Annotated in this window: 12 protein-coding genes and 1 riboswitch; of the genes, 5 read left to right on the forward strand and 7 right to left on the reverse strand. The window is 39.4% G+C overall.

What is annotated here, in order from left to right; translation table 11 throughout:
• From Q8907_06230 to surE, 4 genes are all read right to left on the reverse strand, one after another.
• Positions 1-347, reverse strand: a 347-nt coding sequence (locus Q8907_06230; GenBank protein ID MDP4273859.1) for a hypothetical protein, incomplete at its 3' end; no start/stop codon positions are given.
• Between the two features lie 6 nt (positions 348-353).
• Positions 354-1,478, reverse strand: a complete 1,125-nt coding sequence (lpxB, locus tag Q8907_06235) for a lipid-A-disaccharide synthase (GenBank protein MDP4273860.1) — start codon at positions 1,476-1,478, stop codon at positions 354-356.
• 180 nt (positions 1,479-1,658) lie between these two features.
• A complete protein-coding gene (locus Q8907_06240) occupies positions 1,659-1,973 on the reverse strand; it encodes a hypothetical protein (protein ID MDP4273861.1) in 315 nt (104 codons plus the stop codon).
• Positions 1,974-2,019: 46 nt separating this feature from the next.
• Positions 2,020-2,808, reverse strand: coding sequence for a 5'/3'-nucleotidase SurE (gene surE, locus Q8907_06245; protein MDP4273862.1), 789 nt, complete (start codon positions 2,806-2,808; stop codon positions 2,020-2,022).
• Positions 2,809-2,978: 170 nt separating this feature from the next.
• Here surE and pheT point away from each other — a divergent pair, with 170 nt between their 5' ends.
• Positions 2,979-5,429, forward strand: a complete 2,451-nt coding sequence (pheT, locus tag Q8907_06250; GenBank protein MDP4273863.1) for a phenylalanine--tRNA ligase subunit beta — start codon at positions 2,979-2,981, stop codon at positions 5,427-5,429.
• A 56-nt stretch (positions 5,430-5,485) separates the two neighbouring features.
• Positions 5,486-5,989: an O-acetyl-ADP-ribose deacetylase gene (locus Q8907_06255; GenBank protein ID MDP4273864.1), complete on the forward strand. Its 504-nt coding sequence runs from the start codon at positions 5,486-5,488 to the stop codon at positions 5,987-5,989.
• A gap of 59 nt (positions 5,990-6,048) precedes the next feature.
• Here the strand turns inward: Q8907_06255 and Q8907_06260 are convergent, their stop codons facing one another.
• The 3 genes from Q8907_06260 to Q8907_06270 form a co-directional block, all read right to left on the reverse strand.
• On the reverse strand, positions 6,049-7,305 hold the full coding sequence (locus Q8907_06260) for a histidine-type phosphatase (protein MDP4273865.1): 1,257 nt from the start codon (positions 7,303-7,305) through the stop codon (positions 6,049-6,051).
• 284 nt (positions 7,306-7,589) lie between these two features.
• Positions 7,590-8,501, reverse strand: coding sequence for a homoserine O-succinyltransferase (gene metA, locus Q8907_06265; GenBank protein ID MDP4273866.1), 912 nt, complete (start codon positions 8,499-8,501; stop codon positions 7,590-7,592).
• A gap of 29 nt (positions 8,502-8,530) precedes the next feature.
• Positions 8,531-9,814 (reverse strand): O-acetylhomoserine aminocarboxypropyltransferase/cysteine synthase, encoded by a 1,284-nt coding sequence (locus tag Q8907_06270; GenBank protein ID MDP4273867.1) that lies wholly within the window; start codon positions 9,812-9,814, stop codon positions 8,531-8,533.
• Positions 9,815-10,089: 275 nt separating this feature from the next.
• Positions 10,090-10,193, reverse strand: a riboswitch (SAM riboswitch).
• Positions 10,194-10,507: 314 nt separating this feature from the next.
• On the opposite strand from Q8907_06270, the gene Q8907_06275 reads away from it, so the two are divergent.
• From Q8907_06275 to Q8907_06285, 3 genes are all read left to right on the forward strand, one after another.
• Positions 10,508-11,557, forward strand: coding sequence for a hypothetical protein (locus tag Q8907_06275; GenBank protein ID MDP4273868.1), 1,050 nt, complete (start codon positions 10,508-10,510; stop codon positions 11,555-11,557).
• Positions 11,558-11,940: 383 nt separating this feature from the next.
• Positions 11,941-12,267 carry a hypothetical protein gene (locus tag Q8907_06280; protein ID MDP4273869.1) on the forward strand — a complete coding sequence of 109 codons (327 nt, stop codon included), beginning with the start codon at positions 11,941-11,943 and terminating at the stop codon, positions 12,265-12,267.
• A 1-nt stretch (position 12,268) separates the two neighbouring features.
• Complete coding sequence (locus Q8907_06285) at positions 12,269-12,694, forward strand: hypothetical protein (GenBank protein MDP4273870.1); 426 nt, start codon at positions 12,269-12,271, stop codon at positions 12,692-12,694.
• The last annotated feature ends 204 nt before the right edge of the window (positions 12,695-12,898 follow it).

The following is a 12,898-nucleotide window of genomic DNA, read 5'->3' on the forward strand; positions in this document are numbered from 1 at the left end:
CTGGCTTCCATGGTGGGAAATACAGGCTTGAGCTTGATGCAGTCGTCTTCTCCTGTGCCGATGAATTCAACCAGCTTGAACCTGCCCAAGGTGGAATTTGCATCGCGCAGTACCAGACGGTTTTTTGTCAGGGTAAGATATAGAACATTATTGGGCTTTAGGGTAAGGATGGGGGAATGATCCCCTTCAATGTTGTAACATCCTCTAAATGAGGTAATTACAAAAGTTTGAATATTCTGTTCACTAAAGACGCTGACGGGTATTTTTTGGGCACACGATTGTTGTTTTCCCAGGAAACAAAGGGAAGCGCTGATTAAAATTAGAATATGTAGTCTTTTTGAAAACAATATGTTTTAATTTTTTGAGTTCAAATATTTATGCATGAGCAAAGCTGCTGCTTCAGATGAACGCCTGGTCCCGAGTATTTTCCTTAATTCCTGGAATGAGGCCAGCATCTGATGGCGATATTTTTCGTCATATAAAATTTTATCCAGCTCTGTTTTTATGTCCCGTTCCAGATGAAATTGCAAGAGCTCTTTTACGGCTTCCCTGTCCAATATAAGGTTTACCAGTGAGAAGAACTTTATTTTAACGATAGGCCGCCCAATAATATAGCTGATATTACTCGTTTTATAAATGACCACTTCCGGAACATTGAATAATGCTGTTTCAAGGGTTGCTGTTCCAGAGGTCACTACCGCTGCTGTTGAATTTCGCAGCAGATCGTAGGTCTGGTCATAAACAATTTTTACGTTGTGGCCGGCAATATATTTCTGATAATATGATTTTTCTATTGAAGGAGCCCCTGCAATAATAAATTGATAATCATTGTAATACTTGGCCGCTCCAAGCATTTGGGGCAAGCAACGGTCTATTTCCTGTTTCCTGCTTCCGGACAAAAGGGCTATGATGGGTTTTTCCTCCAGTTTATTTTTGTTGATAAAGTCATTCCGGTCAACTGGCTTTTCTAAGCTGTCTGTTACCGCATCCATTACAGGATTCCCTATATAATCAACAGAATAATCATGGGATTGGTAAAATCCGGTTTCAAAGGGCAGGATAGTAAACATCTTATCCACATAAGCTTTAACAAGCTTCACCCTTGATTTTTTCCAGGCCCAAATTTTGGGGGATATGTAGTAAAAGACCTTGTAGCCATTTTTCTTGGCAAATTTTGCCATGTTCAGGTTAAATCCCGGATAATCAATCAAAATAACCACATCGGGATGAAATTCCAGCAGACTGTTTTTACAAAGCCTGAAGTTTTGCCTGATGTTTTTCAGGTGGAGTGCAACTTCCCAGACGCCCATGAAAGCCATTTCCCGGTAATGGATCAGAGGTTTGCCGCCGATGGCTGCCATCAGATCGCCACCCAAAAACCGGAATACTGCATCGGTATCGGTTTTTTGTAATTCGCGCATCAGGTTGGCCCCATGCAAATCACCTGATGCTTCACCTGCTATAATAAAGTATTTCATCCGTAAATAATTGTTAGACTATGGCCGGAAGCAACCCGCATATCTGTTTTCATGCTTTTTTTATTGAATGAACCTCTTTGTTTCATTGGTTTCTTAGTTCATGATCGTACCCTGGAATGAATTATAAAGAATGAATGGATACCTTTGTTGCCTCTGTCTGGTCAACATACTTTTCATCAATCAGAAAATTTTCATAATGGCCACTGCAATTACGATGATAAAGGTTGAAAGTACCACCCCCCGGGCTGAACGAAGACGGTCTGTCCAAATAAAAATAAAGAACACCAGGAGGTTGGGCAGGGCACAAAGACTTAACAACTGTGCAAATCCGTTATTTTCTATCAGAAACCTGAAATAATTGGTCAATGAAGTTAATTTGGAAAATTTCGTAAGGTAAACCACTATCAGTGATAACAAAGGAACCAGCATACCCAGAAAAGTTCCCAGCCACATTACATCAAAAGTTTTCTTTTTTTCAGTTTCAATTGTCATCATTTTATAGAAATATATCAGGTTTGTTGTTATAACCTGTATTTTTTAATCAAATTTCTTCGTTAAGTTTCCAGTTCCTTAAATACTGAATGCTCTCATAGGCCGTAAAGTCAACATTAACCGGCACTACAGAAACATAATTATTTTGCAAAGCCCATTCATCCGTGTCATTGGCTTCGGGTTCCACATTGTGAAATGAGCCTGTGAGCCAGAAATAATCTTTTTTGCTTGGGTCGGTACGTTTGTCGAATTCTTCCTTCCAGTATCCTTTATTCTGCCTGCATATTTTTATCCCTTTTATTTCGCGCACCTTATTTAAGGGTATGTTTACATTCAGGCAGGTCCCTTTGGGCAATCCGTGATCAAGGATGTTTTTTATGATGGTCGTAACATATTTCCGGGTGGAACTGAAATCTGCATCGGCTGAAAAATCAAGCAAAGAAAAGCCTGCAGAGGGGATATTATTCAGGCAACCTTCAATGGCGGCGCCCATGGTAGCCGAATATACAACACTGGTGGCTGCATTCGACCCGTGATTTATCCCCGATATAATCAGGTCGGGTTTCTTTTCACCGATTTCATTGAGGGCGATTTTTACGCAATCAACCGGGGTTCCGTTGCAGGAATAAATGAGCAATCCTTCTTCCACATGAATTTTTCTCAGGCGTAACGGCACTTTGGTGGTGATGGCATGCGACATTCCCGATTGTGGCTCATCAGGTGCTACAACCAGGATGTTTCCCATTGAACGGGCAATATCTATCAGCGCTTTTAAGCCTCCCGCATGGATACCATCGTCATTGGTAACCAGTATGTATGGTTTTTCAATTTTTCCCAAAGCCTTCTCATTTTGACTACAAAGATATTTATTTACTAATTAGTTGACAAGGCTATTGACCCTAAAAATGGATTGAACTTTTAGTCCATGAACAATCTGAAGCTTTTTTCAAATTTGATTGCACATTTTTATTACTTTTGCTTTTTCTGAATATTGAAACCCATAGAACGATGAAGATTTCTTATAATTGGCTTAAACAGTATATCAATACAGCTATTCCTGCAGAAGAAGCAGCAAAAATTCTTACCCAGATCGGCCTTGAAGTTGAATCAATAGAACCCTACCAAAGTGTTAAAGGTGGCTTGGAAGGCTTTGTTATCGGCAAAGTGCTGACTTGCGAAAAAATGGCAAATTCCGACAAACTCAGTAAAACTACTGTTGATGTTGGAGGCCCTGAACCTTTGCATATTGTCTGTGGTGCGCCTAATGTTAAGGCCGGGCAGAAAGTGGTTGTTGCAACTGAAGGTACCATTGTCTATATGGGCGATGAGAGTTTTAAAATTAAGAAATCAAAACTCAGGGGAGAAGCATCCGAAGGAATGATTTGTGCTGAAGATGAACTTGGGCTGGGGACTGCTCACGATGGAATCATGGTGCTTCCTGATGATGTAAAGGCGGGTACTCTTGCCAAAGATTATTTTGAAATAGAAAATGATATATCATTTGAAATAGGGTTAACGCCCAACCGTATTGATGCCGCCTCCCATTATGGCGTTGCCAGGGACCTGGCTGCATATCTGAGGCAAAGCGGTGAAGTTGAACTTTCCAGGCCTTCTGTGGATAGCTTTCATATCGACAATACGGAATACCCGGTGGATGTGGAAGTGATCAATACCCAGGCTTGTCCCCGTTATGCCGGGGTGACGGTATCCGGCGTGAAAGTCGGGCCTTCGCCGAAATGGATGCAGAACAGGCTGCAGGCTATAGGCCTGAGATCAATCAATAATGTTGTGGATGTAACCAATTATATACTTTACGAAATCGGTCAGCCCCTTCATTCGTTTGATGCGGATAAAATCAAAGGTAAAAAGATTGTTGTCCGGACCCTCCCGGAAGGGACCAAGTTTACTACCCTGGATGGCGTAGAACGTGATCTTTCGGCCAACGATCTGATGATCTGCAATGAAAGTGAACCTATGGCTCTGGCCGGTGTTTTCGGCGGAAGTGAATCGGGTGTTACTGCCAATACCACCAATGTATTTCTGGAAAGTGCATATTTTAATCCTGTTTGGGTAAGGAAGACCGCAAAGCGTCTTGGGCTGAATACCGATGCATCCTTCCGTTTCGAAAGGGGCATAGATCCCAATATCACTATTTATGCACTTAAGCGTGCAGCCCTGTTGATCAAGGAACTGGCCGGGGGTGAAATATCTTCAGAGATTGTTGATCAATACCCGTCCAAACTTGAGGATTTCAAGGTTAATATCAATTTTAAAAATGTTAACCGTTTAGTGGGAAAGGTTATTCCTCCTGAAACCATGCGCCAAATATTAACTGCTCTTGAAATTAAGGTTACCGCAGAAACTTCAGAAGGCATGAGCCTGATTGTTCCTGCATACAGGGTTGATGTTCAGCGCGAGGCTGATGTGGTGGAAGAAATACTGAGGATTTACGGTTATAATAATGTGGAGATCTCACCAAAGTTACATTCTACCATTGCTCATTTCCCAAAACCGGATAAGGAAAAAATTATCAATTTAATTTCTGATTTGTTAAGCGACAACGGATTTAATGAGATTATGTCGAACTCGCTGACCAAAGCCTCTTATTATGAAAATACTGAAGCTTACGACAGCAAAAAGACCATACATATTTTTAATCCGTTGAGCAGCGACCTGGGCGTACTTCGCCAGACCATGCTACATGGAGGCCTTGAAGCTATTGCACTGAATACCAATCGCAGAAATAAGGACCTGAAACTTTATGAATTCGGTAATTGCTATGTGCTGAAGGATAAAACCGAGCATCCTGACCATCTGGACAATTACAGCGAAAAATATCATCTGGCCCTTTTCCTGACCGGTCTGGATCATGAAGTAAACTGGATTACCAGGGAAGAACATACAAGTTTTTATCTGTTAAAAACTTATGTTGAGATGATTTTGAAACGCCTGGGTGTTGATCCCGATTCACTCGAAGTGAAAGAGTTTTCTTCTCCTGTTTTCTCTGAAGCCGTGCAACTGAGCGATAAGAAAGACCGTGCTGTAACATTCGGCGTACTTCGCAAGGATATGCTGGTTCCTTTTGACATCAAAGCTGATGTTTATTATGCTGATTTTCAGGGTGAGACTATTCTTGAACTGGCAACCCGTAATAAGATAAACTTTAATGAGTTACCCAAATATCCTGCAGTAAAACGGGATTTAGCCTTATTACTTGACAAAGAAGTGAAATTCGCACAGGTTAAAGAGTTGGCCTTTAAGACAGAACATAAGCTTTTAAAGAAAGTCAGCCTGTTTGATGTGTATGAAGGCGATAAGTTGCCGGAAGGGAAAAAGTCCTATGCTGTAAGCTTTATTTTGCAGGATGAGTCAAAGACACTTAACGACAACCAGATTGATAAGGCAATGAAGACCTTGCTGACTGCATTTGAAAAACAACTGGGTGCTCAAATCAGGTAGTCATTTTTATATTTCAGGTTTCCCTTTGGATATCAATCGTTAAAAATTAAATTGCTATGGAAAGGATGGAACTGATAAAAGGTGATATCACCCAATTGGAGGTTGATGTCATTGTAAATGCAGCCAATAGTACGTTGCTGGGCGGAGGTGGCGTAGATGGTGCCATTCACCGTGCGGCAGGGCCTGCCTTGCTTGAAGAATGCCGGAAATTGGGCGGTTGTGAAACCGGACAGGCAAAAATCACCAAGGGTTATAATCTCCCTGCAAAATATGTAATCCATACAGTTGGGCCGGTTTGGCATGGAGGGCAGCATAAAGAGCCGGTATTTCTGGCCAATTGTTACCGGAACAGCCTGCTCCTGGCTATGAAAAACAATTTAAAAACCATTGCTTTTCCCAATATTAGTACTGGTGTTTATCGTTTTCCAAAGGAGGAAGCCGCCAATATTGCAATTCAGGAGGTCAGGCAATTTCTGAGCCGTAATCCATTGCCAAAGAAGGTGATATTCTGTGTTTTCGACGATGAAAATTTGGGGATTTATCAAAATATAATAAAATAAAAAAATGTAGGGACGCAATGCCTTGCGTCCCTATATTTTTTTGGTGTCCCTATATTATTTTATCCCTCGATGATTTTTGTATAATAGGCCCTGAAATCTTTCCAATGGTAATAGGGGGCTATGTCGGTGGGTACAGGAATTTTCGCCTCTTTTTCACAATGCAGCACTTTCACGATGATATCCCCCGTCTTACTGTTTTTATAAAAAATAATCTGCAGGTTTGTACCCATAGGGGTTACTTTAAAGTCACTCCAAACCTTATAAATATTTTCCGGATCAGGAACTTTGTCATAGAGTTCATTTACATCCATCAAAGCCAATAAAGGACTGATATAACTGTCGTGTCCGAACCGCAAATCGGCAGATACGTTTCCTTTTTTTATGGCACTATCCGCACAATCCAGGATATTTTTCAACAAACCTTTGGCACTGTTTTTAGCTTCTTTGCTTGTGAAATTGTAATATCTGTCAATATTTACAGCTTCCCAAAGGGTGAAAATGTCATCTTTAGAGAAGACATCGAACATAGAAATTTTCAATTGGTCCATATCCTGAAGATCTCCTGCCATTTGAAAGATATCGGAAATAAATGAAGCAGGATTTTTAACATGTTCGTTTGCATAAACAGAATCGTTAAAGAGGTTGGAAAGGAAATGCCGGGTATTGAAATGCTTTTTTAGAAAGTTATGATAAATAGCGCTAATAGAATCCTTGTTTGCTGCTTTATAATCGGCATTGAGGTAGCTGTTTCTATTGGTAGCTTCCCTGTTTATGACTATGGCCGGATTTAATTCTTTTAACCGTTCGTTATTGGCGGCCATGCTGATGATACACCGGGGAACTAAAGTTGACCGGCTATAGATATAACATTTGCGGCCATCTTTTGTGGAAAAAACTTCAGGAAAAGAATGGAACATACGTCCGGCAATTTCCCTGTGCTCAATAACACCAAGGTGAGAAAGGTCTCCGTAATGCTTCTCGGCATCGGCAGCCACAATTTTAACCCGTTCGTAAAGACTTTCTCCCAAGGCTGTTAACTTGTTGTTCTGATGAGCTTCACCTAAAATTTTTTCAGGAAGGTTGTAATTTTCAGCCGAAGTTAACCACCTTGAGCCATGCCGCCCGTAATGACTGATGTAGAAAGGTTTATAGCCTTTTGGCGCGGGGGTGGCCTGCGTCTTGACAAAATTGTAGGATTGTAAAATGCCGCCTGAATGATTGAAATTATTCAAAAATTCTTCTTTAGTTGTCTGAGCCTGAATTAAGGCAGGTAACAGGATAAAAGGGAGGGCAAGGAATAAAAAATTTTTTTTCATTCTTATAAATTAAATTTTAACATTTATGTTTTAATCATATTGAAATTTTGTTCCTAAATATCTATTATCAGCAGTTAATGGAAAATGCAAATTGAATTTAAGGCCTGAATGTTATTTAATAGCGAATAACATTATTTTACTACTATGTTGATCATAAACATTGATCACAAGATCTCATTATGAAAATGTCAAAATTAAAGTAAAAACAATAATCCGAAAATATTTTTGAAAAAAATGCATGTGTAGAGACGCCCTATAGGGCGTCTCTACACATGCATTAAAATTTATTCATCAATAATATACGGCGTTTGTTGATAAACGTAATAATTCAACCAGTTTAAGAATAGCAGATTTGCATGAGACCTCCATTGTACGATGGGGTCCCTGGAGGGATCGTTATCCGGGAAATAGTTCCTGGGTATGTCTACCTTCATTCCTTTGTTTATATCCCTGAAATATTCTTCTTTCAGGGTCAGGGGATCATATTCCGAATGCCCGGGAACAAAGACCTGCCGTCCGTCTTTGGATATGATAATATAGGGCCCGGCTTCTTCAGATTCTGCCACAATTTCCAGTTCCTGATTCTTAAGAATTTCGGAACTCCTGATTCCCGTAAAACGTGAATGAGGCGCTACAAATGAATCATCAAATCCCCTGACAATGGGAATTTTCGTATTTAAAACATTATGACTAAAGACCCCTGAGAGCTTTTTAGGCAGCATGTACTTGGGCACCCCGTATAAGTGGTACAGGGCAGCCTGCGAAGCCCAGCAGATAAAAAATGTGGAAGTAACATGGGTAGTGCTCCAGTCCATTACTTCTTTCATTTGCTCCCAGTAATCCACGTCCTCAAATTCGAGGCGTTCAACCGGCGCACCGGTAACGATCATCCCGTCGTACCTCTTGTTCTTTATTTCCTTGAAGGTTTTATAAAACACCATCAGGTGTTCCTTGGGCGTATGGGTAGATTCGTGTTCATCCAGATAAAAAAGTTCAATCTCAAGCTGCAAAGGTGAATTGGAAAGTATTCTGAGCAATTGGGTTTCTGTGGTCGATTTTATGGGCATTATGTTCAGTATGGCAATTCGAAGCGGACGAATATCCTGGTGAATGGCCACGCTGTTTTCCATTACGAATATGTTTTCTTCCTTGAGCACATCAATGGCAGGAAGGTTATTGGGTACGTTAACTGGCATGATTAAACTATTTGTTTTTCAATTGTTTATTAAATGGCTTTAAAAGCTTCTGTGAAATCCTCTTTAATATCCTCAATATTTTCAATACCTACCGACAAACGGAGCAGGGCAGGGTAAACGCCGCAGGCTATCTGGGCTTCTTCAGAGAGCTGTGCATGTGTGGTGGCTGCAGGCTGAATGATCAACGTTTTGGCATCACCTACATTGGCCAGGTCGCTGGTGAGGGTTAGGTGATCGACAAACTTGCGGGCGTTGTCTTTCCCCCCCTTTACAATAAATGAAAGCACACCGCCAAAACCCTTTTTGAGGTATTTTTTCCCAAGCTGATGGTAAGGGCTGCTTTCCAGTCCGGGATAATTTACACTTTCTACTTTGGGATGTTTTTCAAGCCAATTGGCCATTTCCAACGTGTTCTCTCCGTGGCGTTCTACCCTCAATGAAAGAGTTTCAAGTCCCTGCAAGAGGAGGAATGAATTGAACGGGCTGATTGCCGGGCCGAAATCGCGCAATCCCTCAACTCTGGCCCTTGTAATAAAAGCGGTGTTGCCAAAGGTTTCCCAAAACTTCAGTCCGTGATAACCGTCCGAAGGTTCCGTAAACTGAGGGAACTTGCCGTTGGCCCAGTTAAAATTACCGGCATCAACGATTACTCCGCCCATGCTTGTGCCATGGCCGCCAATCCACTTGGTGGCCGATTCAACAACTATGTTGGCGCCAAAGTCGATGGGGCGGCACCAACCGCCGCAGGCCCCAAAAGTATTGTCCACAATCAGGGGTATGCCATGCTTTCCGGCAAGCTTAACCAGGGCTTCAAAATCCGGAATATTAAAGCGCGGATTTCCAATGGTTTCAACGTATATGGCCTTTGTCCGTTCGTCTATCAAATTTTCGTATTCTTCAATTTTGTCCTCTTTGGTGAAGCGAACTTCAATACCAAAACGTCTGAGCGAAACATCAAACTGGTTGTAACTGCCTCCGTAAAGGTTGGGCGTTGAAACAAAATTGTCGCCCTGGCTCATCAGGTTGGTCAGCACGATAAATTCGGCCGAATGTCCTGAAGCTGTGGCCAGTGCGGCTACTCCGCCTTCCAAAGCTGCTACCCGTTTCTCAAAAACATCGGTGGTGGGGTTCATCATCCGGGTGTACACATTTCCAGCTTCCTTTAAGCCAAACAAATTGGCACCGTGCTCTGCATTTTTAAAAACATAGGAAGTGGTCTGGTAAATAGGTACTGCCCTGGACATAGTTGTGGGATCCACTGTTTGTCCTGCATGTATCTGCAGGGTTTCAAACCTGTATTTTTTTTCTGACATGATATTTTAATTTTTTTATAATTTTTTCGTTGAAAAAGTTGCATACGAATGTATGCCTGGATTTCACGCAACACCATCCCGGTGTGGTATGAAAGCTAAACACCTTGTTTTACAATGAAAGTAAAAACAGGGGTTATTTTTGAGGTAGAAGTTTACATGCGCATGCCGCGCATATCCATAAAGAAACAACAGACAAAAATTATTATTGCCGGAAACAGAGACCTGCTAAGAATCAAATTTTTACTGACTGTCTTTATTTTCATGATTGTAAGTTTAATTTATATTATTCCTATAAGGAATCAGGATTTAGCACCTTTTCCACCTCTGGAAGGTTGCTAGAGGTTCATTGAGCCTGTCTCTCGCCTCTTCTTTATAAATCAATTACTTACTTATAAGGAAAGTAACTGAATAGTGTTGCAAATGTAATCAAAAATTATTTTTTTACTATTTTTTGTTTTTATTTTTTAGGGTGTATCTGAAAAAAACAGGGATAAATTTGACTGTTTGTATGGAATTTCTTTAGAAAGCTGAATGTTTTTATAATTACTTTTTGGAAAATGCAGGGAATGGTCAAATTTTAATTTATTTCAACTTGCTCATCATCATTGAAATTCAAGAATTAAGGATTTTTCAAAAACTTGGGGTTATTTTGCTATTTTTACAAACCATTTCTTAAAAATGAAAAAGTAGAAAATGTCGATTAAACGTAAAAAATATAGAAACATAAAATTATTTATACTGCTGTTTTTGTTCTCCGCAAATTCAATCATCACCTTCTCCCAGACGCCGGTAACTGTTTACGAATCGACCTTAAAAATTGCAGGTCATAAGGAAGAAACTTATTTATTTGGGCTGGCCAAAGGGGATAAACTGGTTTTTAATTTCGAAGAAGTTGATGGAAAGGAACTAAAAGAAGTGAAAATAATTGAATATCCTTCTGCTCCTAAGTTTACAGATTATAAAACCTCTAAAATCGCGGGCCAGATTATCCCGATAAACAAAACCGGGATTTATCAGTTCCGCCTGTCAAATTCCGCTTTGGGAGGCAGGGTATGCAAAATCAAAATCCAGAGGATCCCGGCAAGTCCGCAAACCGCAAATTTCAACACCAGCGTTTACTGGAAAATGGTCAATGATACGATTTATGAAGGGGAGAAAGAAGCGGTGAAGGGTAAGCCGGATACGTCCATTGTAAATATTACGGATCAGATTACCAAGGTTCATGCTGCGATGAATAAAACCGGCAACATTACCAGTTTTAACTTCATACTTCCATACAATACTGTTGCCTGGAGTTATTATATCGGTGTGAATCAGGAAGGAATGAAAGTTTTTTCGGATGCCGAAAAAAGAGTGACGCAGACGGCAGGGGCTTTTGTTTCCCATATTCCGGGTTATGGCCCATTGGCAGCCTTGGCTTTATATGGCATATCATACTTCAAGCCATTGGAAGCGGGCGAAAATGTTGAGTATTGGTTCGTTGACGAACACAATTGCATGGCCATCAGAAAAGGGGAGAAGAAGTATGCCTATTACAAAAAAGGGAATGTGGTGAATGACTTTTCCCGTATGACCCGTCCGTTGAAAGGCCAGTATTTCTTATGCCTGAAAAATGACAATTATCTGTTTGGCATTGAGGTGACGGTCAAAATAACTGCAATATGTGTCACCCCAAAGTGGGATACAAAATCAACTCCGGTTATTAAAATTCAGCAGAAAAGGGTTCCTTATCTGACTAATTAGCTTGTTTATTATTAGGTGATTTATTGTAATTATCTATGGATCATAAATAAGATTTTCACTTCTGATGCAAAAAAGATCAGTGAAATAGAATAAAAGAAATTGAAAAATAAACAAAAAAATAGCCTGGGTTGGGGTACTATTTATATATACCGCTTTTAATTTTTATTGAAGAAAAATAAGTGAGAGAGCTATTTTTTGTATTTTTATAAATAATTACTATATACTAATTGAATTGTTTTGTCGGGGTAATATGATAAAATCGTTTAAGAATCAGGTAAATAGATAATATACATCAAACCCCAATGTTATGGCTAATATTAAAGGGAAGATTTAAAAAATAAAATTAAATTAATCCTGGAAAATATAATTAATAAAATAAATTTATGGAACAAAGTATTTGGATTTCTTATGATTTAGGAATAAAAGGGGATTATTCTGGTTTATACAGATGGCTGGATATCCATAAAGCCAAAGAGTGTGGTAATAATGTTGCATTTTTAAGATTTAAGTATAATACTAATTTAGCAGAAGAAATTAAAAGAGAGCTCTCAGAAAATATTGAATTTAAAAGCGGTGACAGAATTTATATAATAACTTCAAAGTTAATTGAAGGAAAACAAGCAACCTCCGGTCAATTCATTATAGGTAATCGAAAAGCTTCTCCATGGGAGGGATACGCTCCAACTGAGGATAATTCGACTGATTTCTAAAATGAATAATATTTTGGTTGATACTGGTTTTTGGTATGCTCTTTATACAGAGAGGGATGAATACTATATAAAAGCCAATGAGTTGGTCGAATATCTGGAACTTGGGAATGTACTTATACCTTATCCTTCATTATATGAAACCATAAACACCAGGTTCTCTAAAAACACCAAAGGTCTTTGTGACTTTAAATCCAGATTAGAACAAAATAATTTTGAGTTACTTGAAGATGAAGAATATAAATCTGATGCAATTCAATTAACATTTGAATCATCTTTATATATGAAAAAACCTATCAGTCTGGTTGATATGGTGATAAGGCAGATGTTAGCTGACGATAAATTGAATATTAATTTTTTAATTACATTTAATCCAGAAGATTTTATTGATGTTTGTATTCAACATAGGATTAAAATTATTTCAGAATAAGTTTATGATTAAAGTTTCGCAAGTAAATATCTCCCTGAACGGAATAAAATTTAACAAATGAGATTTATTGTTCATCATGTCACATAGAAATATTGAGAAATATTCCTCTGTGTCTTCTCTGTGTACCTCTGTGTTATTGTATCGATTTATTACACAGAGAACCACAGAGTTTTAACACAGAGTGCCACAGAGAAATCTGTTATA

Source organism: Bacteroidota bacterium, assembly GCA_030706565.1.
In the GTDB taxonomy this organism is placed as follows: Bacteria; Bacteroidota; Bacteroidia; order Bacteroidales; family JAUZOH01; genus JAUZOH01.

Coding starts and splice junctions, on each gene's coding strand:
- lpxB (MDP4273860.1), bottom strand. CDS start 1,478: ATGAAATACTTTATTATAGCAGGTGAAGCATCAGGTGATTTGCATGGG.
- Q8907_06240 (MDP4273861.1), bottom strand. CDS start 1,973: ATGATGACAATTGAAACTGAAAAAAAGAAAACTTTTGATGTAATGTGG.
- pheT (MDP4273863.1), top strand. CDS start 2,979: ATGAAGATTTCTTATAATTGGCTTAAACAGTATATCAATACAGCTATT.
- Q8907_06255 (MDP4273864.1), top strand. CDS start 5,486: ATGGAAAGGATGGAACTGATAAAAGGTGATATCACCCAATTGGAGGTT.
- Q8907_06260 (MDP4273865.1), bottom strand. CDS start 7,305: ATGAAAAAAAATTTTTTATTCCTTGCCCTCCCTTTTATCCTGTTACCT.
- metA (MDP4273866.1), bottom strand. CDS start 8,501: ATGCCAGTTAACGTACCCAATAACCTTCCTGCCATTGATGTGCTCAAG.
- Q8907_06270 (MDP4273867.1), bottom strand. CDS start 9,814: ATGTCAGAAAAAAAATACAGGTTTGAAACCCTGCAGATACATGCAGGA.
- Q8907_06275 (MDP4273868.1), top strand. CDS start 10,508: ATGTCGATTAAACGTAAAAAATATAGAAACATAAAATTATTTATACTG.
- Q8907_06280 (MDP4273869.1), top strand. CDS start 11,941: ATGGAACAAAGTATTTGGATTTCTTATGATTTAGGAATAAAAGGGGAT.
- Q8907_06285 (MDP4273870.1), top strand. CDS start 12,269: ATGAATAATATTTTGGTTGATACTGGTTTTTGGTATGCTCTTTATACA.